At 54.5% G+C, this 26,473-nt stretch carries 24 protein-coding genes; 16 read left to right on the forward strand and 8 right to left on the reverse strand.

The window, feature by feature from the left end; all coding sequences use genetic code 11:
* Positions 1-31: 31 nt before the first annotated feature.
* Positions 32-1,276 (reverse strand): serine hydrolase, encoded by a 1,245-nt coding sequence (locus LX66_RS14920; RefSeq protein ID WP_158642646.1) that lies wholly within the window; start codon positions 1,274-1,276, stop codon positions 32-34.
* A 116-nt stretch (positions 1,277-1,392) separates the two neighbouring features.
* Here LX66_RS14920 and secDF point away from each other — a divergent pair, with 116 nt between their 5' ends.
* The 5 genes from secDF to LX66_RS14945 all read left to right on the forward strand — a co-directional run bounded on the left by secDF (position 1,393) and on the right by LX66_RS14945 (position 7,904).
* Entirely contained in the window at positions 1,393-4,560 is a 3,168-nt protein-coding gene (secDF, locus tag LX66_RS14925) for a protein translocase subunit SecDF (RefSeq protein ID WP_145714864.1), read from the forward strand.
* A gap of 141 nt (positions 4,561-4,701) precedes the next feature.
* A complete protein-coding gene (locus LX66_RS14930) occupies positions 4,702-5,730 on the forward strand; it encodes a sensor histidine kinase (RefSeq protein WP_145714866.1) in 1,029 nt (342 codons plus the stop codon).
* Positions 5,723-6,511, forward strand: coding sequence for a LytR/AlgR family response regulator transcription factor (locus tag LX66_RS14935; protein WP_145714868.1), 789 nt, complete (start codon positions 5,723-5,725; stop codon positions 6,509-6,511). Before LX66_RS14930 ends, LX66_RS14935 begins: the two co-directional genes overlap by 8 nt.
* A 103-nt stretch (positions 6,512-6,614) precedes the next feature.
* Positions 6,615-7,430 carry a sterol desaturase family protein gene (locus tag LX66_RS14940; RefSeq protein WP_145714870.1) on the forward strand — a complete coding sequence of 272 codons (816 nt, stop codon included), beginning with the start codon at positions 6,615-6,617 and terminating at the stop codon, positions 7,428-7,430.
* A 57-nt stretch (positions 7,431-7,487) separates the two neighbouring features.
* A complete protein-coding gene (locus tag LX66_RS14945) occupies positions 7,488-7,904 on the forward strand; it encodes a hypothetical protein (protein ID WP_145714872.1) in 417 nt (138 codons plus the stop codon).
* Between the two features lie 85 nt (positions 7,905-7,989).
* Here the strand turns inward: LX66_RS14945 and LX66_RS14950 are convergent, their stop codons facing one another.
* The gene (locus tag LX66_RS14950) at positions 7,990-8,325 is read right to left on the reverse strand and encodes a hypothetical protein (protein WP_145714874.1); all 336 of its coding nucleotides are present in this window, start codon (positions 8,323-8,325) and stop codon (positions 7,990-7,992) included.
* A 35-nt stretch (positions 8,326-8,360) separates the two neighbouring features.
* Positions 8,361-8,783, reverse strand: a complete 423-nt coding sequence (locus LX66_RS14955; protein WP_145714876.1) for a hypothetical protein — start codon at positions 8,781-8,783, stop codon at positions 8,361-8,363.
* Between the two features lie 283 nt (positions 8,784-9,066).
* On the opposite strand from LX66_RS14955, the gene LX66_RS14960 reads away from it, so the two are divergent.
* The 6 genes from LX66_RS14960 to LX66_RS14985 all read left to right on the forward strand — a co-directional run bounded on the left by LX66_RS14960 (position 9,067) and on the right by LX66_RS14985 (position 15,672).
* Positions 9,067-10,257 carry a hypothetical protein gene (locus LX66_RS14960; protein WP_145714878.1) on the forward strand — a complete coding sequence of 397 codons (1,191 nt, stop codon included), beginning with the start codon at positions 9,067-9,069 and terminating at the stop codon, positions 10,255-10,257.
* A gap of 481 nt (positions 10,258-10,738) precedes the next feature.
* On the forward strand, positions 10,739-13,660 hold the full coding sequence (locus LX66_RS14965) for a TonB-dependent receptor (RefSeq protein ID WP_145714880.1): 2,922 nt from the start codon (positions 10,739-10,741) through the stop codon (positions 13,658-13,660).
* Positions 13,661-13,680: 20 nt separating this feature from the next.
* The gene (locus tag LX66_RS14970; RefSeq protein ID WP_145714883.1) at positions 13,681-14,265 is read left to right on the forward strand and encodes an RNA polymerase sigma factor; all 585 of its coding nucleotides are present in this window, start codon (positions 13,681-13,683) and stop codon (positions 14,263-14,265) included.
* A 119-nt stretch (positions 14,266-14,384) separates the two neighbouring features.
* A complete protein-coding gene (locus tag LX66_RS14975; protein WP_145714885.1) occupies positions 14,385-14,720 on the forward strand; it encodes a hypothetical protein in 336 nt (111 codons plus the stop codon).
* A gap of 2 nt (positions 14,721-14,722) precedes the next feature.
* Positions 14,723-15,235, forward strand: a complete 513-nt coding sequence (locus tag LX66_RS14980) for a periplasmic heavy metal sensor (protein ID WP_145714887.1) — start codon at positions 14,723-14,725, stop codon at positions 15,233-15,235.
* A gap of 47 nt (positions 15,236-15,282) precedes the next feature.
* A complete protein-coding gene (locus tag LX66_RS14985) occupies positions 15,283-15,672 on the forward strand; it encodes a hypothetical protein (RefSeq protein ID WP_145714889.1) in 390 nt (129 codons plus the stop codon).
* A 58-nt stretch (positions 15,673-15,730) separates the two neighbouring features.
* Here the strand turns inward: LX66_RS14985 and LX66_RS14990 are convergent, their stop codons facing one another.
* Genes LX66_RS14990 through LX66_RS15000 form a run of 3 tightly spaced genes read right to left on the reverse strand, consistent with a single transcriptional unit; the run spans position 15,731 to position 19,506 of the window.
* Positions 15,731-16,465: a lipase family protein gene (locus LX66_RS14990; RefSeq protein ID WP_145714891.1), complete on the reverse strand. Its 735-nt coding sequence runs from the start codon at positions 16,463-16,465 to the stop codon at positions 15,731-15,733.
* Positions 16,466-16,477: 12 nt separating this feature from the next.
* Entirely contained in the window at positions 16,478-17,017 is a 540-nt protein-coding gene (locus LX66_RS14995; RefSeq protein ID WP_145714893.1) for a 5' nucleotidase, NT5C type, read from the reverse strand.
* Positions 17,018-17,058: 41 nt separating this feature from the next.
* Positions 17,059-19,506, reverse strand: a complete 2,448-nt coding sequence (locus tag LX66_RS15000; RefSeq protein WP_145714895.1) for an MG2 domain-containing protein — start codon at positions 19,504-19,506, stop codon at positions 17,059-17,061.
* A 162-nt stretch (positions 19,507-19,668) separates the two neighbouring features.
* Here LX66_RS15000 and LX66_RS15005 point away from each other — a divergent pair, with 162 nt between their 5' ends.
* Positions 19,669-20,898, forward strand: a complete 1,230-nt coding sequence (locus LX66_RS15005; protein WP_145714897.1) for a BaiN/RdsA family NAD(P)/FAD-dependent oxidoreductase — start codon at positions 19,669-19,671, stop codon at positions 20,896-20,898.
* Between the two features lie 11 nt (positions 20,899-20,909).
* Here the strand turns inward: LX66_RS15005 and LX66_RS15010 are convergent, their stop codons facing one another.
* Together LX66_RS15010 and folK are read right to left on the reverse strand one after the other, a co-directional pair.
* The gene (locus LX66_RS15010) at positions 20,910-21,551 is read right to left on the reverse strand and encodes a deoxynucleoside kinase (protein ID WP_145714899.1); all 642 of its coding nucleotides are present in this window, start codon (positions 21,549-21,551) and stop codon (positions 20,910-20,912) included.
* An 8-nt stretch (positions 21,552-21,559) separates the two neighbouring features.
* Positions 21,560-22,051, reverse strand: coding sequence for a 2-amino-4-hydroxy-6-hydroxymethyldihydropteridine diphosphokinase (gene folK, locus LX66_RS15015; protein ID WP_145714901.1), 492 nt, complete (start codon positions 22,049-22,051; stop codon positions 21,560-21,562).
* Positions 22,052-22,251: 200 nt separating this feature from the next.
* On the opposite strand from folK, the gene sppA reads away from it, so the two are divergent.
* The 4 genes from sppA to LX66_RS15035 all read left to right on the forward strand — a co-directional run bounded on the left by sppA (position 22,252) and on the right by LX66_RS15035 (position 26,430).
* Positions 22,252-24,012, forward strand: coding sequence for a signal peptide peptidase SppA (sppA, locus tag LX66_RS15020; RefSeq protein WP_145714903.1), 1,761 nt, complete (start codon positions 22,252-22,254; stop codon positions 24,010-24,012).
* Positions 24,013-24,081: 69 nt separating this feature from the next.
* Positions 24,082-25,179 carry an ABC transporter permease gene (locus LX66_RS15025; protein WP_145714905.1) on the forward strand — a complete coding sequence of 366 codons (1,098 nt, stop codon included), beginning with the start codon at positions 24,082-24,084 and terminating at the stop codon, positions 25,177-25,179.
* Positions 25,180-25,216: 37 nt separating this feature from the next.
* Positions 25,217-25,747: an SRPBCC family protein gene (locus LX66_RS15030; protein ID WP_145714907.1), complete on the forward strand. Its 531-nt coding sequence runs from the start codon at positions 25,217-25,219 to the stop codon at positions 25,745-25,747.
* Positions 25,748-25,890: 143 nt separating this feature from the next.
* A complete protein-coding gene (locus LX66_RS15035) occupies positions 25,891-26,430 on the forward strand; it encodes an SRPBCC family protein (RefSeq protein ID WP_145714909.1) in 540 nt (179 codons plus the stop codon).
* The last annotated feature ends 43 nt before the right edge of the window (positions 26,431-26,473 follow it).

The raw sequence follows: 26,473 nt of genomic DNA on the forward strand, positions 1-26,473 counted from the left end.
TTATTGATTTGATATTGGTTAAAAGTTATTGCTATTTATAACGTGAAAGATCCGGCCGGTATTTTCTTTTACGCTGCAGCTCATATTCATACAGCACCTGCCCCAATGCTTTCAGGAAGGGTTTACCGGTCTCGCTGTATTCGTAACGGTTTCCTATCACCCCGTTCTTATTTACATACACTGTGGCGGATACCATGAACTCTACCTGGTGGGTAAAGTCCGCAATATAGGCTACATCCGTTAAAAACCCATAAGCCCATCCCGGTTTGTTAAAAATGCGGACGCCTGGGGGCACCTGCGCATTTTTTTCTCCGCCGAACAACAGAAATTTTACATATGCCGGGTAAAATTCCGTGGAATCGTAGGCCGGGTGCCCCGTTGCTGCAGGCAACCGGGACATGCAGCGGTACAGGAACCGGTAGTCGTTCTCCGTTAAACGGAAACGGCGTTGTTTTGTTACAGCTTCCGGAAAAATTATGCTGCGCAGCAGGTCATGTACGGCGGTGAGCGGCAGGCGGTTACGCTCTGAGAAGTCCATGGGCTGCTGCACCAGCACCCGCTGCGGCGTATAGTAGGCCCGGCCTGCACTGTCGTGCCGGGGCGCAAAGGCCAGGGTGCTGTAACGGGCGGGCTGCCGGTACAGCACTTTCCCGTCCCGCTCAAACCTGAGGGCATTGGTGTGGCGCTCGGCCTCAGTGGAGAGGCGCAGGCCGGTGCGGTGCCGGATCTGTACCCGGGTGTACCTCATTTCCCAGAGGCGCCGGTTCAGCTCCTCCTGTCCTATGAATTCATACAGGCGGTTAAAGGCGTCGTTATCGCTCACCAGGAATATTTTCCGGATGTAATGGGCAATGCTGGGCAGGCCATTGGCCGCGGTGCTGTCCTGTAACACGGCCGGGGTAATGCCCGGCAGGCTGTCCGTGTACATAGGTGTTTCCCGGTCCAGGCCGGGAATGGCCAGGTCGTTCAGCTTTTCCAGCGCCAGTGCGGCCCCCGGCAGCTTTACGGTAGAGGCCGGGTAGAAATAACGGTCCGGGTCCACCCGGTAATAATAATCCCGGAACCGGGGGCGGTTGCGGGCGTCCCGGTCTATCCGGGTGTAAATAACCTGTACGTAGAAGGAGTCCGGGTAGCGAAATACAGGCCCCAGCCTTTGGGCATGCGCCTGCAGCAGGGTGTCCAGAAAATTATCTGTAGCGGGATAATGGCGGGTTTGTATATATTTGCCGGTGTTGCACGCAGATAGCAGGAGCAGTAAAAAAACGGGATAGCGCATATCGGACAGATTGGATAAAAAATAGCACAAAAAGCCCATTCCAGGCAGGGCTTTAATATATCAATTTAAATTCTATCTTTGCAACTCTTAAAAAAAATTTATAAACCCGTACGAATATGCAACTAAAGGGACTGGTTAGACTTTTTGCCGCGGCGTTGATCCTTATATCGCTGTACCAATTGTCCTTTACCTTTTTGGTGCGCAACTACGACAAGAAAGTAGCGCAGCAGGCCAAAAACGATGTAACCAAAAAAAATCCTACACCTGAACAGAAATATCCGGACAGTAAGGAGCTGCGGGCTTTTTACCAGGATACCCTGAACGACCTCGTTAAGCTGAGAAAACAAGCGATACTGGACAGCGTTGGCAACAAGCAGATTGCCGGTTTCCCCTGGTACGTAACCTACACCAAAGCCAAGGAAAGAGAACTGAACCTGGGCCTGGACCTGCAGGGCGGTATGAACGTGGTGCTGGATGTAAGCGTGGAAGACGTGATCCGCGCCCTGAGCGGCCAGTCTAAAGACCCGGGCTTTAACAAGGCGCTGGAGCTGGCGCGCCAGCGCAAGAAATCCAGCCAGTCCGATTTTGTGACCCTGTTCGGGCAGGCCTACGAAGAAGTGCAGCCCAACGGCCGCCTGGCTACCATCTTTGCCAATGCCTACCAGAAAGATATTGACTTCAATTCCTCCAACCAGCAGGTGCTCAACGTGATCCGCCGCGAGGCCAGCGCTGCCATCAGGAATACCTACCTGGTGCTCCAGAAACGTATTGACAAGTTTGGCGTAGCCCAGCCCAATATCAGCCTGGACGAGAATAAAGGCATTATTTCCGTGGAACTGGCCGGTGTGGACAACCCGGACCGGGTAAGAAGATACCTGCAGGCCAGCGCCAATCTGGAATTCCGTGAAACTTACAAGAACGACCAGAACTTCGTGGTAGGCATCCTGCAGCCGGCCAACGAGGCGCTGAAGAACGCCCTGGGCGGCAGCACGCCGAAAGCAGACACCATCGCTCAACAGGCGGAAGCCGCCCCGGCCGATACCGCCAAGGCAGATACTTCCGCCACCGGCAGCCTGGAAAGCTACCTGGCCAAGGACAGTGGAAAAGGCGGCAAAGCCGATTCCCTGAAGTCCCAGGCTGAGCTGGACCAGGACTTTGCCAAAGCCAACCCGCTGTTTTCGGTACTGCGCCCTTATATCTCGCAGGACGGGCAGATCATTCCCGGCCCGGTAGTGGGCGTTATCCTGCCCAAGGATACCGCTACCTTCCACCGTTACCTGCAGATGCCGGCCGTTAAGAGCATTTTGCCCAAAGACCTGGTATTTGCCTACGGACAGGAAAACAAGGAAGACCGCAACGGCGCCATCGAAGTGTACGCCCTGAAGGTGAACCCGGCCAACCCGGCCCCCCCGGTAAGCGGCGAAAGGGTAGTGGACGCCCGCCAGGATTATGACCAGAACGGGCAACCCGAGATCAGCATGACCATGGACAACATCGGCGCCCGCGAATGGAGAAAGCTCACCGGCGAGCTGGCCCCCACCAACCCGGACGACCGCTCTACCTATAATTATGTAGCCATTGTGCTGGATGATATCGTGTACTCCGCTCCGTCCATCCTGGGCGAGATATCCGGCGGCCGTTCCTCCATCACCGGCAGCTTTACCGTGGAAGAGGCCAAGGATATGGCCAACATTCTGAAATCCGGTAAAATGCCCGCTCCCGCGCAGATCGTGCAGGAGCAGATCGTAGGCCCCACCCTGGGTGCGGAGTCTATCGCTGCCGGCGCCAAATCCTTTATCATCTCCTTCATCATCATATTCGCCCTGATGCTGGTGTACTACAACACCGCTGGCTGGGTGGCCAACATTGCGCTGATCCTTAACCTGCTGTTCACCGTAGGCATCCTGGCCTCCCTGGGCGCTACGCTTACCATGCCCGGCATTGCCGGCCTGGTGCTCACCATCGGTATGGCAGTGGATACGAATGTGATCATATTTGAAAGGATCAAGGATGAGCTGAGCCGGGGCAAAACCTACCAGCAGGCCGTAGAAGACGGCTACAAACGTTCCTACGCCCCCGTGCTGGATGGTCACATCACCTCCCTGCTCACCGCCATCATCCTGTTCTACTTCGGTTTGGGCCCGGTACTGGGCTTCGCCACCACCCAGATCATCGGTTTGCTGCTGTCCCTGTTCTGCGGCATCCTGGTATCCCGGATGGTGACTGACTGGTGGACCAACAAGAAAAGGCACTTCGAGTACTTTACACCGATATCCCGTAAAATATTCAAGCACGCGAACTTTGATTTCGTAGGCAAAAGAAAGATCGCCTACGTGATCTCCGCCTTCGTGATGATACTGGGCGTTTCCTCCTTCTTCCACGGCTTTAACCACGGCATCGACTTTTCCGGTGGCCGCAGCTTTACCGTGCGCTTTGAGCAGCCGGTGAATGAAAATGAGGTAAGGGAAGAGCTGAAGAAGGAGTTTGAATCCGAGCCGTATGTAAAGACCATCGGCGGCAGCAACAACCAGTTGAGCATCACCACTTCCTATAAGGTGGACGAGCAGAGCATCGCGGTAGACAAGGAAGTGACCCAGAAGCTGTTCCAGGGACTGAAGAAACATTATGATCCTTCCGTTACCTACGAAGCCTTTGCCTCCCGTTATATTGTAGGGTCACAGACCGTGTCGCCCACCATTTCGGACGACCTGCGCGCCGGCGCCGTAAAAGCCACCGTGCTGTCGCTGGTAGTGATCTTCCTGTATATACTGCTGCGCTTCAGCAAATGGCAGTATTCCATCGGCACCATCTTCTCCCTGCTGCACGACGTACTGGTAACGCTGGCGGTGTTCTCCTTCCTGAAGGACATTGTGCCCTTTACCCTAGAAATAGACCAGCATTTCATTGCGGCTATCCTGACGGTAATAGGCTTCTCCATGAACGATACCGTGATCGTGTTTGACCGGATACGCGAGTATTTCCGTGAAAGCAAGGGCGGCAACCGGAACACTATTATCAACCGTGCGATCAATGATACGCTGAGCCGTACCATTATGACCTCGCTCACGGTGTTCCTCACCATCCTGATCCTGTTCATCTTCGGCGGCGACGTGACCCGCGGTTTCGCCTTCGCCATGCTGATCGGTGTGATCATCGGTACTTATTCCTCCATCTTCGTGGCAGCGCCCGTACTGGTGGATTTTGACAGGCGCAACGAGCTTTCCAACGAAAGCGAGGCCGTACCTGCCAAGAAAGTAGCGGAGCCCGCTACCGCAAAAAAGTAACACGGCAACTAAATGTTTGATACCGGTAAAAGTCCGCCTTCCAGGTGGACTTTTGCTATTTTAGTCATTTCACCCCCCTTATTGGCAGCCTGGCCCCCGGAAATGTGCCTTTAATTCCCCGGATTTCGCCATATTTGGCGCATGCAACCGGTTTTTGAGAAGAAGATCATCTTATACAGCTCCCTGCTGGTAGCCTTGCTGATGAATATTCCCAAGCTGCTGCAGGTGCGCGGCAACGGTTGGGTGAGCCAGTTCGTGACCTTTAACCTGCCGGAGGTCATTTTCCAGCTCGGTTACAACTTCCTGTTCTGCTGGCTGACGTTTGAGCTGAACCTGCGCTGGTTTCCCAGGCTGCGGCCCGGGAAGGGCGGGACGGGCTTTGCCGTTTATCCCTTGTGGAATTTCGGGTTGCTCCTGCTCTTTTCCGCCATTGGCATATTTACGCAACGGCATTTGTTTGCGGACACCTCGCACCTGCCGCTGCGTTTTTACCGCGCCACGTATTTTGCCCGCCTGGGCCTAAGCCTGGTGCTGGTGATGTTGATGGTGCGCATTATTTACCTGCTGCGGCAGGCGCAGGCCCGGGAGCTGGAAACGGAGCAGCTCAAAAGCCGCTACCTGCGGTCCGAGCTGGAGCTGATGAAGCAGCACCTGAACCCGCATTTCTTTTTCAATTCCCTGAGCACGCTGTCCGGCATTGTGCGGGAGAACCCGGCACGCGCGCAGCAGTTCATCAGCCACCTGTCGCGTATTTTCCGGAACCTGCTGCAGGAGCAGCAGCAGTTGATACCGCTGAAGGATGAGCTGCAGCAATTGCACTCCTTTACAGAGCTGCTGCAGATGCGCTTTGAGGAAGGCATTGTTATAAAGGTGGAGGTGCCGGTGCGCTACCTGGACCGGCAGGTGCCGCATCTTTCCCTGCAACTGCTGATAGAGAATGCAGCCAAGCATAACCGCGCTTCCGCCACGCAGCCTTTGCGGGTGGAAGTATTTGTGCAGGACGAGGAGATATGGGTGAGGAACAACCTGCAGCCCGTGCATTTCCCGCAGGAATATTCCGGCAAGGGCTTGCTGAACCTCAATGAGCGCTGCCGGATACTGCTGAAGAAAGAGATCACCATTCTACGTACGGACCAGCATTTTATTGTAAAAATACCATTACATGCATAGTACGGCGCCGCTGCAGGTGCTGATCATCGAAGACGAGCCGGTAACGGCCAGGAACCTGCAGCATATTTTACAGGAAATAGACCCGGCCATTACCGTGGCCGCCATTTTGCCCGGCGTAGCGGAATCCGTAAACTGGCTGCAGCAGCACCCGGCCGCCTGCCAGTTGATATTCATGGATATCCGCCTCACAGACGGGCTTTCGTTCGAGATATTCGGGCAAACCAGGGTGGAGCAGCCCGTGATCTTTGTGACCGCCTACAACGATTATGCGCTGCAGGCCTTTAAGGCTAACGGTATCGACTATGTGCTGAAACCTTATGATGCGGAGGAGATCAGCCAGGCCCTGCAGAAGTTCCGCAGGTTCGCCGGCAATGGCCCGGCTGCCGGCGCCCGGGAGCAGGTATTGCAACTGATGAAGATGCTGCAGCAGGAGCAGCCGGCCTACAAGCAGTCCTTCCTGGTGCATTTCCGGGAAAAGCTGCTCCCCCTGGAGGCCGCGCAGATCGCCTGGTTCTACACGGCCAATGAAGTGGTGCAGGCCTGCACTTTTGAGCACAGGCAGTATACCATTGATTTTACCCTGGAGCAGTTGCAGCAGCAACTGGACCCGCAACTGTTCTTCCGGGCCAACCGGCAATTTATCATCCAGCGCAGGGCCGTGCAGGAAGTGAACTTTTTCTTTAACGGGCGCCTGCTGGTAAGAACCCTGCCGGAAGCCACGGAGAAGATACTGATCAGCAAAGCCCGTGTGCCCGCCTTCAAGGCCTGGATGAATAATTAGCGGCTAATGATTTCGCCCCCCAACCTGGCCGCTTCACCCGTTCCCTGCTTTCCCGTCTTCGTATTCCGGTGCAATTTGCTGCTGTATTCTTAAATGCACAGTTATGCATAGTACTATCGGACATTACAGGGGAGGCATACTGTTGTTCATCGCCTTCCTGGTCATCGCGGAAATGATATGGAGCTGGCGGCGGGATAAAAAGGCGTACCAGTTGAAGGAAACCCTGGCCAATATTGCCATACTGACCGGCTTCCAGCTCTCCAAGTTCCTTTTTGCCGGCTACCAGCTCACGCTGCTGCATTTCTTTGCCGACCTGGCGCCGGTACATTTGCCATTTAACATATGGGTATTCCTGGCCTGTTTTATCACGGCGGATTTCCTTTATTATTGGTTTCACCGCGCCTCACACGTATGGAAGCCCTTATGGGCTTTTCACGTGGTGCACCATTCCAGCCCGTTGATGAACCTTACCACCGCCTACCGCCTTCACTGGTTCAATGCGCTGGTAAGCCCGCTCTTCTTTATACCTGCGGCGCTCCTGGGCTTTCCACCGGGGCTGATCGTGCTCTCTTATGCGCTGAACCTGCTGTACCAGTTTTTCCTGCATACGGAGGCGGTGGGCAAGCTGGGGCCCGTAGAAGGCATTATCGACACGCCTTCCGCCCACCGGGTGCATCACGGGAGCAACCCGCTTTACATTGATAAGAACTTTGGCGGCGTGCTGATGATCTGGGACCGCCTGTTCCGTACCTACCAGCCGGAGACGGAAAAGGTCCGGTACGGCATTACAGAGGGTTTTATCAGCCATAACCCTTTTGTGCTGATGCTGTACGGGTTCAAAAAACTGTTCAGGAAAAGATCAGGGGAAGTAAAGGACGCTTCAGCGGCCGGTTTATCCGCTTCACCCCTGCAGCCATAACCTATGGGGGCGTTAAACGGTCCAAGGTAAACAACAAAAAAAACAAATAGTAACAACATGAAAAAGCAACAATTCTTACTACGCATGGCCGGCGGCCTGTTGGTACTGCTGCTGGGCCTTACGCCCATGGCCCTGCGGGCCCAGTCCATGGAAGACTTCAAAAATTCCACCCCGGAAGAGCGGGCGCAGATGCAGACGGAATACCTGAAAACCAACCTGGGCCTGGATGAGCAACAGACGCAAAAGGTATCCGGCATCAACCTGAAATACGCAGAAAAAATGCAGTCCGTGCTACAAGGTTCCGGCGGCCGGTTCGCCAAAATGAAAGCGGCCAAAAGCGTCAACCAGGAGAAGGACGCGGAGCTGAAGCAGGTGTTCACTTCAGAACAGGCCAAAAAGTATGATGAAATGAAGGCTGAGATGAAGGCTAAAATGAAGGAAGCCATAAAAGAAAGGAAGGCACAGCGCAGTTAGTTGAGCTGTTCAGTATATAGGTTAGATCAACCCGTTCCGGTTTCTCCGGGACGGGCTTTTTGCTTGTATGCCCCGCTGCCGGCGCTCAGGATACCGGTACGGGCTCCTCTTCCGGTACCGGCTCGGATTGGGACATATTTTCCCTCAGCCAGCGGAGGGCGGCCGGGTTGTGCTCCAGGCCAAAGAAAAGGCGGTTCAATGTAGCAAATTCCTCCGAGAACAGTAGCTGCTGGTAGTCGTCCAGGGTTTGGGCCTGGCCCCGCAGGTTGATCTCCGTGATCTTTTCCACGATAGGCCCCGGAATGTGGAAGATGCCGGTTAGCTCCTCCGGCCGGGCATAGTTCAGTATCCTGCCGGTGCAAACCTTGTAGCAGGGCACGTGAGGACTAAAAGGGAAATCCGTGCATTTGCAGTGTTTCATTGGTTGGTAATATTTATTTCGTAGTCTTCAGTCTTTTATGGCGTTACCGGTAATATCCACAGGAGCAGGTAGGCCAGCATCCAGGCGGCAAACACCATCACCCCGCAAATGAACCAGTTGATCTGCCGCCGGAACCGCAGGTTCACCTGTTCCACGATCCCGTCCAGGTATACCTTTTTCACAAACAGGCTGGCCAGGTAGCCGCGGGTGACCCGCTGCCCCCAGTACACGGACAGGCAAAGGGATACCCAGCCCAGGATATAGATCAGGTAGATAGCCCTGTAAGGACCGCTGGTTTTCAGGTAGTTATTGTCCAGCAGCGCCAGCAGGGAACCGCCGATGATCAGCAGGGACCAGCCGCTGATCCTGTTGGATTCTTCATGAACGATCCGTAAAGCCTCGGTATGGGAGGGACGGGAAGGCTGCTTGCCAGGGGACCAGGACCGGGGAGGTGCCATATCATGCTGGTTTTTGGAGTTACCACTGGTGTATATCTGTTATAAATGTAGGCTTTTCCCCCGGAATTTGCTATATTTGCATTTCGCAAACCTACTTACTAGCTCGGCGAATTGCTGGGCTTTTCTATTTATCTGGGACACCCATTCTACTTACTACCCGATACCTGGAACGGACTGGCATTGCCGGTAAGCTAACCTATTGATCATTAATATCATAGATATATTGATCAATACAGGCATTTTGTCCCGGGGGACTTATTTACAAATAAAAACAAATCAATATATGGACCAGCTAAAACTAAAGTTGCAGGAGTATTACCAGCGTTACCGGCAATTGGATCAACGGGTGAAACCCGGAAAAGAGGAGGTGGGGGACATGGAGAACGATATCCTTTCGCAGTTCGGACTGCCCGCTTCCAAGCGTTTTGTGCAGATCCTGCATGATTTCGTGAACCATGCCCAGGTAAACGACCACCTGTTGGATTACGTGAGCAAAAAGCTGCGTTCGGCAGCCCGAACATATTTATTATCACCTGTTATGTCAGACGTTGAAGTGTTGAACCATGCGCGCAACCAGAAAAGGAGCCCGTATGATGTGCTGCCTGAGCTGGGCTATACCGTGCATGAGTATGCCCTGTTCCTGGTAGGAGAGCTGCTGTACCGCCGCAATATGGCGCCGGTGGATGTGCTGGACGAGCTGAAGAAAGTACAGCATTTTGACAGTTGGAATGAGCTGTTGCTGCTGAGCAAGATCAGCCATTACACTACCCATGAGCTGTATGCCCGGCTCAAAAAGCAGGAGCTGCGCTTTGTAGACGATTTTATCCTGCACAGCCGCCGCCAGGAGTCTGCCAAGGCGCCTGCGCAAAGGGCCACCCCGGAGGCACAGGGGTACGTGCCTAATTATCGCACGATCAGCAAGCTGCAGGTGGAAGATATTGTGTTGGACGAGCATGCGTCTCCCTGCCTGTATGGCAAGATCCGCTCCGGCAACCGCTACAACCGCATCAGCATCGGCCTGGAGTTTTCCGAGCTAAACCAGCTCCTGATGAGTAGCGGGGACATGGGCGTGGCTGTCAGCGACCTGATCAAAAAGAAGCTGGCGAACCCTGCCGCAGAAAAACCCACGGTTATAGATATACGTACGGAGTTTGGCAAGATGCTGCGCCTGGAAAACTGCTTCCTGGAAGTGTACAAGCCCCAGCACCGGGAAGGCCAGGAATGGATAGAGGACAAGGACAACTTTTATTTCGTGGGCAAGATCCTGACCCGGAAGGAGTTTGAAAAGCGCGCCAAAGAAACCGAGATCAAGGAAAAGATCCAGGAATGCCTGGAACTGATAGGCGGCTCCTATGTACATTACCAGCGCCTGCGCCGTTTAGGCATTACCGATGAGGAGGCCAAGCTGCGGGCCGGTCTGCAGGACGAGCTGCTGTTCAAGCTTTCCTCTTTCCTGCATAAGCTGAAAGATTAACATAGCCGGTTGACAGCCGGCAGACCACTGCCTGTTATTGTAGTAATGGTGCAGGAAGCGGCAGCGGTCTGTAGTCTGTAGACTATGGTTATGAACTGTTAAAGTGAAAAGGCTGTTTCAGTTCTGAAGCAGCCTTTTCTTTTGTGCCCTGTACAAAGTAAGAGGCCGCCTCCTTACCGAGACGGCCCCTTTGCGCCCTGATTGATGATGCTCTCTTCCCTGTTCCCGGGACGAGTATACTGTGAAACGAAAAAACTTTTCAGTCTTTCCTTACAAACATAGTATATAAAAATTCCTTATTCGTTAATCTGATGTTAAGCCGCCCCGTTTTTTTTTAACCGGCAGGTAATTGCCAGCCATTGGCCATTAAAAAACAGGGGTTCGTCGGGTGAAACAGCGGATAGCCTGTTTTTTTTCCATGACCGCGAAGGTTCTGTCTTACTTTGTCGTCCAATAAGGTAGCATGTTCAACTATGATACAATGATACAACGTAGCACCTTACTGGTATTCTTTATACTGGCCGCAGCGCCCGCGCTGTGGGCGCAGGACCTTTCGTTAAAAGGCATACTGCAGGACGGACAGGAAAAGTTTCCCCTGCCCGGCGCCACGGTAAAGCTTACGGCTGCAGGCGATACCAGCCGGGTGGCCGGCATGGTGACTGATGCCCGGGGCGCATTTACCTTTGAGCACCTGTCACCGCAGGTATACCGGCTTACCGTGTCCTTCCTGGGCTATAAGGAAATGACCCGGACCATCCGCCTGGGGCCGGGCACGCAGGACGCCGGCATACTGTACCTGGAAAGAGGGTCCACTACCCTGAAAAGCGTTACGGTGGAGGGCCTTATCCCGCCTGTGCAGCAGAAGGGCGATACGCTTTCCTACAACGCCAGCGCGTATAAAACCAACCCGGACGCCACCGCCGAAGACCTGGTGAAGAAGATGCCGGGCATTACCGTGGAAGGTGGGACCGTAAAAGCCCAGGGCGAAGATGTGAAGAAAGTGCTGCTGGACGGCAAGGAATATTTCGGGGAAGACGCTACCCTGGCCTTGCGCAACCTGCCTTCCGAAGTGATAGACAAGATAGAGGTGTTTGACAAGCTGAGCGACCAGGCGCAGTTTACCGGCTTTGATGACGGCAATACCTCCAAGACCATCAACATTGTAACGCGGGGCGGTATACGAAATTCACAGTTCGGGAAAGTGTTTGCCGGCTATGGCACGGACGACCGTTATATGGCAGGCGGCAACATCAGCCTGTTCAACGGCGACCGGCGGATCTCCATCATCGGACTGGCGAACAACATTAACCAGCAGAACTTCGCCACCCAGGACCTGCTGGGCGCGATCAGCAACAGCAGCGGCGGCCGGCGCATGCGTGGCGGTGGTGGCCGTGGCGGCTTTGGCGGCGGCGCGGCCGGCAATTTCCTGGTAGGGCAGCAGGACGGCATCACCAGGACCAATTCCTTCGGTATCAATTTTTCCGACCAGTGGGGCGAAAAGGTATCCGTGAGCGGCAGCTATTTTTTTAACAACACCAACAACCAGAACGACCAGTTGACCAACCGGGAAACCTTCCTCAGCGCCGATTCCAGCCAGTTCTATGATGAAAAGCAATTGACGGACAATACCAATTACAACCACCGCATCAACCTGCGTATTGAATATAAGATAGACTCCGCCAACATGCTGATCTTTACGCCCGGCGTGAGCTTTCAAAAGTATGACGCTTTTTCGCAGACCAACGGGATCAACTCCTTTGCGGATGGCAGCCTGCTGAGCCGCTCGGACAATTTGCAGACCAGCAATACATCCGGCTTTAATGCCAATAACGGCATCCTGTTCCGTCATGCCTTCCCTAAAAGAGGCAGGACCATTTCCCTGGGGCTGAACTTCAGCGCCAATGACAAGGACGGGCAGCGCAACGTGGAAGCGTTCAATACCTATTATAAGGGGCAGACGGGCCTGGACGATTCCACCCGGCAGCAGTCCAGCCCGCAAAGCAACGGCTACCAGCTCTCGGCCAACATTGCCTATACGGAGCCGGTGGGCAGGAGCGGTCAGTTGCAGGTGAACTACAACCCGAGCTGGTCAAAGAACAACGCGGACCAGCAAACCTTTTTGTTTGACGATGCCAGCGGCAAGTACGCGATACCGGATACCAGCCTGTCCAACGTGTTTGACAACACCTACCAGGCGCAGCGCGCGGGCCTTACCTACCGGGTGGGCAACCGGGACAAAATGTTGGCCCTGGGACTGTCTTACCAGTATTCTGAGCTGAACAGCAACCAGGTGTTCCCGCTTAGCACTACCGTGCACCGCACCTTCAGCAACCTGCTGCCCAATGCCATGATGCATTACCGGTTTTCCACCAACAGCCGCCTGCGCCTGATCTACCGGGCCTCTACCAGTGAGCCCTCTATCAGCCAGTTGCAAAACGTGATCAATAACAGCAACCCGCTGTTCATCTCCACCGGTAACCCAGACCTGCAGCAACAGTCCACGCACCTGCTGATCAGCCGTTACAGCTTTACCAATCCCGGCAAGGGGCTGAGCTTCTTTGCCAATGTATTCCTGCAGAACACGCAGGACTACGTGAGCAACGCCACCTATGTGGCATCGCAGGACTCCGTACTAACGCCTACGGTTACCCTGTACCGGGGATCGCAGTTGTCCAAGCCCATCAACGTGGATGGCTACTGGAGCGTGCGCTCCTTCCTGACCTTTGGCGTGCCGCTGCAGTTCATCAAGACCAACCTGAACTGGAATGCCGGCTTTACCTGGGCGCGCACGCCGGGCGTCATCAACAATGTGATGAACACGGCCAACAGCTACAACTATAACCTGGGCGCCGTGTTTTCCAGCAATATCAGTGAATACGTAGACTTCACCGTTTCGTATTCCGCTAATTTCAATGACCTGAAGAACAGCATACAGCCTACGCTGAACAATACCTATTTCTCCCAGGCCGCCGGCCTGCGGCTGAACCTGTTGTCGAAGAACGGCTGGGTGTTCTCCAACGACCTCACCAACCAGTTGTACAGCGGCCTTACAGACGGGTTCAACCAGCAGTACTGGCTGTGGAATGTGAGCGCCGGTAAGAAGTTCCTGAAAGGGCAGCGTGGAGAGCTGCGGGTAAGCGTATTTGACCTGCTGAACCAGAACCGCAGCATTACGCGCACCAATACGGAGACCTATGTGGAGGATGTGCAGACGCAGGTGTTGCAGCAGTACTTTATGCTTACATTTACTTATAAGATAAAGAACTTCAAGACCAATAAAGCAGCTTCGGAACCGGAAGGGGATGAGGAAAGGTTCCGCCGCCCTGACGGGCTGTTCCGCAGGCCGGGCGAAGGGCCGCCTCCCGGGATGATGAGACCGGGCGGAGGAGCGGGAATGCCATAAAGTAGTCAAAATTGAGCAATTTGAACAGGTTCACGGATCAGCATTTAACGGAAGCGCTAAAACAGGGTGATGCAACCGCTTTTAAAGAGCTGGTGGAAACCTTCCGGGACATGGTGTACAATACGGCGTTGGGCATTATCCAGCACGAAGCGGACGCGGAAGATGTAGCGCAGGAAGTATTTGTACAGGTGTACCAGTCCATCGGCACTTTCCGGGGAGAGGCAAAGCTCTCTACCTGGCTGTACCGCATTGCAGTGACCAAAGCGCTGGATCATGTGAAGAAGCAGCACAGGAAAAAGCGCTGGGCCGTGGTGTACAGCCTGTTTGGCGAGCAGCAGGAAACAGTGGCCGCTGCAGCGGACTTTCATCATCCCGGCGTATTGCTGGACAATAAGGAAAGGGCGGCCGTGCTGTTCAAAGCGCTGGAGCAGTTGCCGGACCGGCAAAAGGCGGTATTTGTGCTGCATAAGCTGGAAGGGTTGCCCGCGAAGGAGATCGGAGAGGTGATGCAGATGAGCCAGGCCACTATAGAAGGCCTGCTGCACCGGGCGCGGAACAACCTGCGGAAACTGCTGGAAAAATATTACAGGAATGAGCAGGAATAGCAAAGGTTTTGACAGGAAAAAACGTCTAATGAACAGGAGGCGGGAGATAGGAAGTAGGAAGTAGGAAGTAGGAAGTAGGAGGTAAGAAGTAGGATAGAGGACGATATAAAAAAAAAGTCGTGAAAAAGAAAGACAAACAACAGGAAATAGAGGCGATTATGCGCAGCCTGGATGGCGCCGGCAGGGCCAGCGCGGGGGATTTCTTCTTTACCCGCCTGCAGACCCGTTTGCAACAGAAAAGCAGTAGCGCCTGGGAGCGCGCTACGGGCTGGATAGCCCGTCCCGCAGTGGCCATTACCGGGCTGCTCCTCATCCTGCTGCTGAACAGCATTATCGTGGTGCGCCAGGTCGAAAAGCTGGCGGACGGCACGGACCAGGCATCGCTGCAGGCATTTGCAGAGGAGTACCGCCTGGAGGTGCCCACTTTTTATGACAACACTGATAAAACGGAGTGACAATGGCCATAGCTAAAAACAAGGTATTACTGATCATAGTGGGCGTGCTGCTGCTGACCAATATCGGCATGCTGCTGTTCTTCCTGAACCTGAAATCGCCCGGCGGGCGCTTTACGCGCAACATAAAGGGAAGGCAGGTTTTTGTGAAGGTACTGGAGGAGAAAGTGGGATTCTCCCCCCAGCAGGTAAATGCCTACCAGGAGCTGCGCAGCCGGCACTGGACCAAAATGAGGCCGCTGATGACCGATATGCGCAATGCCAAGGACAGCTTTTACCGGATGCTGTACCGGCCGGAGGCAACGGATTCCGCGCTGCAAAACGCGGCGGCGCTTATCGGGCGCAGGCAGGCGGCCATTGACCTGCAAACGTTCCATCATTTCCAGCAGGTGCGCAACCTGTGCAACGCTTCCCAGCGGCCGGCATTTGACTCGCTGATACACCAGGTGGTGTACAAGATGTCCGCACCATTCCGCCGGGACCGTGACAGCCTGCGTATCCGCCGGATACGGAGGTAATGCTTCAACATGTTTTCCGTCATTTATTTACAATAAACATTACAATCATGAAAAACAGGATCTTTTTAGCACTGGCCTTTTTACTGGCAGGCCATATGACCATCCAGGCGCAGGGCGGTATGCAGCGCCGTACCGTGGAAGAAAGGGTAAAGATGACCATGGACAAAATGACGCCCGAACTGTCCCTGAAGGAGGACCAGCAAACAAAGTTCAGCGAAGCCTACACCGAGTTCTATAAGAGCATGGACAAAATGCGGCAGGAAGCCCGCGAAAGCGGCAACCGCCCCGACCGTTCCGCCTTTAAGAAACTGATGGACGACCGCGATGCGAAGATCAAAGGTTTCCTGAGCGAAGACCAGTACACGAAGTACACCGCAGCGATGGAAGAGATGAGGAAGGACCGTGGCGGCCGCGGTGGCGGTGGGCGGCAGCGGTAATTTAATGTGCTGACGTGCGATGTGCAGGTGAAAGGAAATTCACCTGCACATTTGCATATTAGTCCATCTTGTATTGTTGTTTCAGCAGGTACAGATAAGGCGGGAACATGTGATGCACAAAAACATTTTTGCCATCGTAAGGGAATTGCTCATCATAGTCCTTGCCGGCGTAGAGTATGACCGGTGAGCCGGCCGGCATATAGTGGTGGCTGTTCACAAAATCCGGCCTGGCATATCCCGGCACGGACTTACGCACCTGTTTATAGGCCAGTTTTCCCAGTATCCGCTGCATGCGGCGGCTGGCCCTCCTGGAAGCGCGGTTGAGCCGCCCATACATATAGTTGATGGCCAGGCGCGCCATGAGCTTTTGCTGGCGGGTCCGTTTCTTTACATCCGCAAATGGATTGACCGCCGTAAAATCGCTGGTGGTCTGCAATGAAAAGGGCGTTTCCGGCACCCAGTCCCGGGTGCTCACTACCCTGAAACCCCATCCTCCCCGGGTAATATAATCAAAGTCATACGCGTAGTACAGGTTCCCCGGTTTGGGCGCCGCGCTGCAATAGGTCTTGAAGACAATGTCCTTCGGAAATGCGGGATCATCCATGTATTGCAGGTAAGAGCGCAGCAGGAACGCAATGGCGCCACCCTGGCTATGCCCGATGATGATGAATGCGCGCACGCCTTTGCCGTAGTATTCCTTTATTTTAGCCACTATATCCGGGGCCATGGAGGCCAGGCCCAGCAGCCAGCCGGCCATACAGACGGCCAGGAAGCATTTGGGTAAGCGCATCATATATTCAATGAGTTATAACAGTTTTACCGCTGCATCTTCCCAGTTCAGGATACGGTCATAGCCCTCTATGTGCACATTGTGGTGACCGGTGAACAGGTAGGGCTTACCCCTGAAATGCGTGAAGTTGCGGGTAAGATCGTCTATCATAATATCCGTTTGCACCAGGCTTTTGTCGCCGCAAAGGCAGAACTGCCGCCAGCCAAGGAAGGGGAAGTGCTCCATCAGCCACTCGTATTTATCCTTCAGTGAGTTGGGAAACTCCATGGCGGCGGAAACAATGTACAATTTATACTTTTTGTTCAGCTCCTCCAGCACCCGCTGCGCGTGCGGGAATACGGGCAGGTCCCGGAAAAAGCCGGGCGTGTTCAGGTATTCCAGCACCGTTCCCTTATGGTCTACGGGCAGCGCTTCCGAAAGGGTTTTGCCCCAGAGCTCTTCCTCGGAGAATACTTTACCATAATCACGGTAATACCATTCCCGTGCCTTGGTGATCGGGTCTGCAATGGTTTCGTCCATGTCTATGGCGATAGACAGTGGTGAATGATCCGTCATAAACAGCTATTAGTGGTTAGATGAACAAATATAGCCAACCCTTAATAAACCTGTTCCACTCTACCCACGCTGCCATCGGCGCCGATGCCTTCCACCACTACGCGGAAGTGAGTGGTAAAGTCATTGTTATAAAAAGATATTCTGGCCGTGTGCGAAAGGGTATCCACCGGCAGGTTCGGGTTCCAGTACAGCGTGAGCCGCTTGTCCGGCAGGGAATGCACCTCCTTGTGCAAGGCATAGTCCGGTGAATAGAACTCCTTCACCACGGCATAACCCGGCTTCCGGTACAGCTCAAAGCCCCGCATGCTGTCGTCGCCGCCTTCGCCGCCTTTCTTCGTATATACGGCAATAGCGCCGTTAGCGCCGCCAAACCCGCCCATGAAGGGGGGGCGGAACACTTTCACCATCGCAATATCCGTTACCGGTATACCGCTTAGCATGCTGGCGTCTGAAGGCATTTCGTTGAGGTACAGGGCCGGGCGGCCGCCGCGCCACATCAGGCTGGGATCATTCAGGTTGCCGGTGATCTGCAGGCCGGCTACGCGCGACTGCAGGTACTGGAAGATGTTCATGTAGCTGTTGTTCTCCTTCGTCATGTCGAACGTATAGCCGTCGCCGCCGGCAAAGAGCCCGGTGGCGTAGCGTTTTTCCAGGGATTCCTCCTGGCGTATCTTCCGTTCGGTGATGTTCACTTCCCGCAGGAGAATGGCCCGGCTGCTGATGGAGCGCCTTACCCGGTTGCCGTCATCGGCAGTGGCCAGGTAGTCCTTCAGCACGCTGTTATCCAGCTTGGGCGGCAGGCGCAGCGGGTAGGCAACGGTAACCGGCGCCGTATTTTCGAAGAAGTGGGTATTGAATTTAACGGTAACATCCTTCCAGCGCTTTTGCTGGTCGTTGCCCTGGTAGTATACCAGCGCGGTGTCCAGGAAGGACAGGTTGGGAATGGAGAACTCGCCCATGGCGTTGGTAGGCGCGGAGGCGATCACCGTGGAGCTGTCTGTTACCTGTTTGATGATGAAATCCACCTTGCCGTTCATGAGCTGGAAGCGCCCGTTGTTGGTAAAGGCGGTGCCTTTGAGCATGATGCCCTGCTCGTATTCGAAGGGCGTGGACGGGAACTGGTTGTTGAGGATCTGCTGCCAACTGAAGCGCCGCCAGCCGTTTGTCATCATCACCAGGTCCAGCGCGTGCAGGGTGGCCTGCGTGGTGTCCCTGAAATACCAGGCCGGGTTGTGGATGTATCCTTTCAGGTCGGAGGTGAGCAGCAGGTTGGAAACTATGTTGTTCTGGTCCGGGTCCTGCTGCACCAGGTCGGCATCCGTTACGGATACGGACAGGATCGTGGACAGGGAGTCCGGTACTTTCAGTATCAGTGTGTTTTTGGTGCGTCCTTCCTTGTCCAGGTCCGTTTCCTCAATGTGCAGGGGCAGCAGGTCCATTTTGCGGACAAATGCCAGCCTTTCCGCCAGCGGCTCGCCGCGCTTGCTGAACAGGGTGAGCTGCATGATGCCGGAAGGCATGTATTGCGTAGGCACAAAGCCGCTGATGCGGCCTTCGGACACTTTCAGCGGCGCCTTGTACACCAGTTGCTGTCCCATCTGGCCGATGATCACCAGGTCGTCATACGCGGTATCTTCCGGGTTGGCGATCAGCGCCTGGTAGAACACGCGCAGCCCGCGGTTGTATACTTTCAGCCCCACGCCGCTGGTTTTCACGGCGGGCAGCTCAAAGGTCTTTTCCTGGCCGTTGGCGGCCTTTACCTGCGCGCGGTAGGTAGCGCCGGCCGGCGGCGCCAGGTCAAATGCGCCCATGCCGTCATGGATGGTCCTGATCTCCGCTACTTTTTCGCCCTTGCCGTTCTGCACACTACCGCTTACGGCTATAGGATAACCGTTCTGATCCACCGCCTTGAAGGCCACCTGGTTGGGCTGCCCCTTGATCAGGTCACCGCCTTCGGGAAAGAACTGCACGGAGAAGTCCGTTACCCTGGCGCTGTCGCGCGGGGCCGGGTTGTTCTTTCTCGGGTCAAACACTTCTATGGTACGGTAGTACAGGAAATTATGGTCAAAGTTCAGCATCCAGGAGGTATAGGCCCTGATCTGGTACATGCCGGGCTTCTGTGTTTCCGGCAGGTCTATATTCCCGGCTGCGCCGGCATTGCCCACGGCGAAGAGCTTCTTTTGCACGAGGGCGCCATTCTTGTCCAGCAGCTCCACGTACAGGTTGGCCGCCCGGGTGTCCGGCAGGCCCTGCAGGGTTAAATAGGCTTTGAACCACACGGTTTCCCCGGCGGCGTAATAATCTTTATCCAGGTGCAGGTATACCTTTTGCTGCGGGTAACGGCCCGCAAATTCTTCCAGCGCCTGCACGATCCTGTCGGACCAGTGATCGGCGGGTTTAAATGTAAAGGCGCACAAAATGATCAGTACACAGGCAGGGAGCCACCACTGCAAACGCAACAGCTTTAAAAGGGTGCGTAGGTGTTGCATGAAAAAAAATTTAATTCTCGATGGTTTAGCAAATAATGCTGCACAATTTATACAATATAAGAATACGAGGGGTTTACTTATTATTGCGCATTGGTTTTAAGAAAATTTTAGGATGCTATACAGGCGTGCCTGTTCCTACATCCGCAGGCTGGATATTTTTTTATGGAAAAGAGACTCATCGTGATCGGTGGCGGCGCAGCAGGCTTTTTCTGCGCGGTGAATGCGGCCCGTATGTGCCCGCAACTGGAGGTGCTGCTGCTGGAAAAAACCGGCAAGCTCCTGTCCAAGGTAAAGGTGTCCGGCGGCGGGCGTTGTAATGTAACGCATGCCGCGCCAGACATTTCCTACATGGCCCGGCATTATCCCCGGGGACAGCATTTCGTAAAAAAGGCGTTCGGGCATTTCTTCGTGCCGGATACGATTGACTGGTTTGCAGCAAGGGGCGTGACGCTGAAAACGGAGGCCGACGGCCGCATGTTCCCGGTAACGGACAACTCCCAGACCATTATCGACTGCCTGCTGAGGGAAGCAGACCAGCATAAAGTAAAAGTAATGTTGCACCAGGAGGTGGCCGCGCTGGAACCTTTACCCGGCGGGCGCTGGCAGGTACGCCTGCAGCAGGGCGCTCCCCTGGAGGCGGATTACCTCTGCGTGGCGGCAGGCGGGTATGCGCAGGCGGCAAAATTTGATTGGCTGCAGGCTACCGGCCACGAAGTGATGGCACCTGCGCCTTCATTGTTCACCTTCAATGTGCCGGGCCATCCGCTTACGGCGCTGATGGGGGTGAGCGTACCGGCCGCGCAGGTGAAGGTGGCCGGCACCAAACTGCAGGAGCGGGGCCCGGTGCTGATCACGCACTGGGGGCTGAGCGGACCGGCTGTGTTGCGGCTCTCCGCCTGGGGCGCCCGGGAGCTGCAGGGATTACAGTACCGGTTTACCGCCCTGGTGAACTGGGTGCCGGCCTACCATGAGCAAAGCCTGCGCGATGCATTGCAGGAGCTGCGCTTTTCCCAGGGCGGGCAAAAAATGTACCTCCGCAACCCCTTTGAGCTGCCGCAGCGGCTGTGGCAGTTCCTGTTGCAGCAATCCGGCGTGGAGGAGGAAACCCGCTGGGCAGACCTGCCCGCAAAAGCCCAGCACCTGCTGGTGAAAAACCTGTCGGGCATGGAGCTGGCCGTGCAGGGGAAAACTACTTTCAAGGAAGAATTTGTGACCTGCGGGGGGATTGCCTTACCCGGGATCAACCCCGCTACCATGGAAAGCAAAATAGCGCCCAACCTGTTCTTTGCAGGGGAAGTGATGGATGTGGACGGGATCACCGGCGGCTTTAATTTCCAGCATGCCTGGACAAGCGGGTGGATAGCCGCCAGTAGCATAAGGAGTAAAATGTAATCCTTCGCGGATCACTTTTCACTATTCACTTCCAGGTAATGTATGCCCGGAGCATAGTCTTTTTCCAGCGCCTGCAGCAGTAGCTGAAAGTGGGCCGGTTCTCCCAGGAAATCCGTTTTGGTAGTGTCTATCATCAGGGTGCGCACGGCGTGCTGCCTGAGGTATTGGGTGTACATGCGCTGCACTTTCTCCAGGTAGTCGTCCCCGATCTGCTGCTCATAGGAGCGGTTGCGTTTCCGGATGTTCTCCTGCAGCCTGGAAACGGGCGCGTTCAGGTAGATCAGCAGGTCTGGCTGTACCAGTTGCGGGTTGATGATATCGAACAGTTTCTGGTAAAGGTTGTACTCTTCCTCCGGCAGGTTGATCTTGGCAAAGAGCAGGCTTTTGACGAACAGGTAATCGGACACCACCAGGTCGCTGAAGAGGTCCTGCGTTTGCAGCATTTCCTTTAGCTGCTTGTAGCGCTCCGCCATAAAGAACAGCTCCAGCGGGAAAGCGTACTCCCGGGGTTTTTCATAGAATTTCGGCAGAAAGGGGTTGTCGGCAAACGCTTCCAGTATCAGCCGGGCGTTAAAATGCCGCGCCAGCATGTGCGCCAGGGTGGTTTTGCCGGCCCCGATGTTTCCTTCTATGGTGATAAACCGGTAGTTCATTTTTAATGTTAATTGCTGACAGCCAGTTTCCGTACCGGGCTTTCATCTTTACAATTGGCCAGCAGGGTGCGGATGGGCTGGTGCAGCACCGGGTGCTCCCAGTCCGGCAATATCTCGTTGAGCGGCACCAGCACAAACTGGCGGTGCTGCATGCGCGGGTGCGGCAGCTTCAGTTCCGGCAGGGAAATGACCTGGTCGTCATAAAAGATGATGTCAATGTCTATCACGCGGGCGCCCCATTTTTCCTGGCGGATGCGGCCAATGTCCCGTTCTATTTTCAGCAGGGTATGCAGGAGGGGCAGGGGGCTCAGCGGGGTGCTGATCTGCAGCGCCTGGTTCAGGTAGTCCGGCTGCTGTACGTTTCCCCAGGGAGCGGTCTCATAAAGCGCCGATGCTTTTATCACTTTTCCGGCCTGCTGACCGATGAGCGCTGCCGCCTCTTGCAGGTGTTGGGTACGGTTCCCCAAATTGCCACCTATAAGTAATATTGCTGTATTCATGTATATTTATCGGCGCAAAAGTAGCCATATTCCGTACATTTGAAAATGTAAAATTTCAAATGTAAAAGGGGAAAAAGGAACAGGAAGAAAGGAAAAAACCGCAAAAGAAGAAAATAAACTCGCGCCACTTTTCCCTTCCTCTTTCTCCCTTTTGTGTTTTATATTCAGCATTTTACATTTGATATTCTAATGTATATTTTATGCGTAGTTTTTTAAAATTCTTCCTGGCTTCCCTGCTGGCATTGGTGATCTTCTTCGTTATCGGTTTCCTGATCCTGCTCGGGATAGCAGGCAAGGCCCTCTCCCCGGAAAAGGTAGTGATAGACCCTAACGGCGTGCTGGTGATAGAAACCAGCCAGCCTTATGCGGAGCAAAAAATAGTGAACCCGCTCAATGCCCTGCTCCACGGGGAGGCCAACGAAATACCCGGGTTGTATGATGTAGTGCGTTTGATAGAACATGCCGCCACGGACGATAATATCAAAGGCATTTACCTGAAAACCAACGGCAATCCCAACGGCTTTGCCACTACTGAGGAAGTGCGCAAGGCGCTGCTGGAGTTCAGGAAATCCAAAAAATTCGTATATGCGTATGGGGAAGGTATCAGCCAGCAGGCTTACTACCTGGCCTCCACGGCAGACAAGATCTTCCTGCACCCGCAGGGAGGGCTGGACTTTGCCGGGTTTGCCACCCAGATCATGTATGTAAAAGGCACTTTGGAAAAGCTGGATATTCAGCCGCAGATATTCTACGACGGCAAGTTCAAGAGCGCCACCGAGCCGTTCCGCGAAACGAAAATGACGGAGGCTAACCGCATACAGACCAGCGCTTTCCTGGGCGACCTGTACGGGCATTACCTGTCCGGCATCAGCGCCATGCGCAAGCTGGACACTGCTATCCTGCACCGCTATGCGGACCAGGGGCTGATACAGAACGCGCAGGACGCGCTAAGCCACAAGCTGGTAGACGGGCTGAAGTATGACGACCAGGTGATGGAAGTGCTCCGTGCAAAGCTGGGCCTGAAAAAAGATGCCGACATCAACTTTGTGTCCCTCGCCAAATATGAAAGCGCGGCAGATTACCGCGATGCTTCCGGCGAGAACAAGATCGCCGTATTGTATGCACAGGGGAGTATTGTAAGCGATGAAGGGAATGAAGATGTGCTGATCAGCAGCGAAAAATACCTGCAGGAGATCCGCAAGCTGCGCGAGGACAAAAGCATTAAAGCCATCGTATTCCGGGTGAACTCTCCCGGCGGCAGCGCGCTGGCTTCCGAAACCATCTGGCGGGAGCTGGAGCTGGCTAAAAAAGTGAAGCCCGTAGTAGTATCCATGGGCGACTACGCCGCCAGCGGCGGGTATTATATTTCCTGCATGGCGGACTCCATTTTTGCCCAGCCCAATACGCTGACCGGCTCCATCGGGGTGTTTGCCCTGCTGCCGAACCTGCAGAACTTCTTCAAGAATAAACTGGGCATCACCTTTGACGGGGTAAAGACCGGGCAGTATGCGGACCTGGGCACCGCCACCCGCCCGCTGACCGAAACGGAAAGGAAGTTTGTCCAGAACGCCATTGACAGCATTTACAGCACCTTTAAAGCCAGGGTAATAGCCGGCCGCAAGCTGAGCCCCGCCGTAGTGGACAGCATTGCACAGGGGCGCGTGTGGAGCGGCGTACAGGCGCAGCAGTTAGGCCTGGTAGACCGGCTGGGAGGCGTGAACGAAGCCGTTGCCTGCGCCGCCCGTATGGCAAAAGTGTCCTCCTCTTACCGCCTGCGCGAGTACCCGGCAGTAAAGGCCCCGCTGGAGAAGCTGATGAAAACCCTGGGCAATGATGTGCGCACCAGCATGGTAAAACAGGAGCTGGGCGAACAGTATTCCCTGTACCGCCAGGTAAAGCGCCTGCAGGAAATGTGCGGCGAAGTGCAGGCCCGGTTGCCGTTTGATATGATCATCCGGTAAGGGGCATATTTGCACATCCGCGCATTACTCCTTAGCTTTACGCGATTTTTCTAAAAGCAGATCATATTTATGGCGGTGCAGTACAGTCAGTGGAGGGCCATGCTGGCCATTACAAAAGCCAGCCTGCGGTCAATCTTCAGAAGCCCATCCACCGTGGCGTTCAGTATAGGTTTTCCTTTGGTATTTATCCTGGTATTCGGTTTTATCGGTAGGAGCAGCGTAACGGTAAAAGTGGGAGTGGCCCCGGGTGCGGACACCGGCAGCTACATCTACCGGGGACTGGCGGCCGTGAATACCATCAAGCTGGTACAGGAGCCGCCGGCCGAGATGGAGGACGATATGATCAAAGGGCGTATTACCGCCATTGTAAATATTACTGACCGGCCCGGGCAGGGCGCTGTACCCGCTTACGAAGTTAGCGTTCGTTCCTCCACTGCCGGCGTAGACAAGATACACGTATTCCGCTCTATCCTGACGGATGTGATCAACCGCATAGATGACCGCTTTTACCAGCGCCCTTCAGTGGCGCACCTCAGCAGCGTGGTAGTGCCGGGCCGCGCTTACAAGACCATTGACTTTATATTGCCCGGTATGCTGGGCTTTTCCCTGCTGAGCGCCGCCGTATTCGGCACTGCTTTTCTTTTCTTCAGCCTGCGGCAAACACTGGTATTGAAACGTTTCTTCGCCACGCCGGTAAAGCGCACGCACATTATACTGGGCGAAACCTTTTCCCGCCTGCTGTTCCAGCTCTTTGGCGCCATCGTGATCATCGGGCTGGGGCATTTTGCCTTCGGTTTTACGCTGGTGCATGGTTTTGTTACTTTTATTGAAATGCTGATCCTCTCGCTGTTCGGGCTGGTGGTGTTCATGGGCTTCGGTTTCCTGGTGAGCAGCGTAGCCCGCAATGAAAGCACCATACCGCCTATTGCCAACGTGATCAGCATGCCGCAGTTCCTGCTGGCCGGCACTTTCTTTTCAGTAGACGCGCTGCCTTCCTGGCTGCAGCCGGTATGCCGCATGATGCCGCTCACTTACCTGAACGACGCTTTCCGCAAGGTGGCCTTTGAGGGGCTGCATTTGTGGAATGTGGGACTGGAACTGGGCGTGCTTACACTCTGGGGCGTGATCATTTACGCCGTTACCATCCGGGTGTTCAAGTGGGAGTAAACGGCCGATTATCACCTTTTTTTCTTAATTTGGCTGCATGCAAGTCCTGTACATTATCCTGGGCGCTTTGGCTATGCTGATACTGGGCCTCTTCGTTTTTTCCCTTTACCTGCCTTCCCGCTTAAAGATCGAAAGAGCCTTACTGATGGTTGCACGGCCCGAAGTGATCTTCCGGGAAGTGGATACGATCCGTAACTGGGAGCGGTGGTCGCCCTGGCACCAGTTGGACCCCGCCATGAAGATCGTGTATGGCGAGAAGGAAAGCGGGGCCGGCGCCAGCTACAGTTGGGAGAGTAAGAAGCGCAACGTGGGGCGCGGCAGCCTTATCATTACAGAATCCCGTCCTTACGAATATATTGCCCTGCATATCAATTTTATGGAGCAGGGAGCCAGCAAGGGGTATTTCCGTTTTGAACCTGCCGGCGACCGTACCCGCGTTACCTGGGGCATGGAAGTAGCCATCGGGCAGCATCCCGCCCGCAAGTTTATGGGGCTGATGATGGATAAATGGATCGGGCGCGATTTTGAGCGGGGGCTGCATAAACTGGAAGAGGCCTCCCGGGTATAAATTTGAAATTTCAAATTCCAAAACCCAAATTTCAAATTCCAAAACCGGGTATATACGTCCGGAACTATTGGAAAACTGCTATTTTCGCTGTACCTATCCAACGATTTGGAATATGGGATTTAGAATTTTGGAATTTTTTCAACATGCGCTTTATAAAATTATTACTGGTAAGCGTTATCAGTTTTGCTGTCCTTATTTTCCTGCTCTCGCTGTTATTCCCGTCCAAAGCGGTGGTAGACCGTTCCGGCGTTATAGACGCCCCGTTAGCGGTGGTATACAGCCAGATCAGCGAATTAAAGACCTGGCCCCAATGGAATCCCTGGACCCGGCAGGCCGGGCCATCCCTGCAGTTCTCCGAGCCTTCGCAGGGCGCCGGCGCCTGGTACACCTGGACCAACCCCGCTGACGACCGCTCTTCCGGCAAGCTGACGATACAGCGCAGCGATCCGGCCAAAGGCGTGTATTACAAGATGGAATTCAAGGATATGAAACCGGTATTTTCCGGGCTGGAGATAAAACCCTCGGAAAATGGAAAAAGCACGGTGATCCACTGGTACCTGGAAACGAGGCTGGGCTGGCTGCCCTGGTGGAAATTCCGCGGCTTTATGGCGGACCGGCTGATGGGGCCGCAGGTAGAGCAGGGGCTTACCGAGCTGAAAGCCCGTTGCGAAGGTATGCGTTAGCAACAGGACACCTGTTTATAAAATTGGATGAACGGTACCCGCT

This window comes from Chitinophaga japonensis (assembly GCF_007830125.1).
In the GTDB taxonomy this organism is placed as follows: Bacteria; Bacteroidota; Bacteroidia; order Chitinophagales; family Chitinophagaceae; genus Chitinophaga; species Chitinophaga japonensis.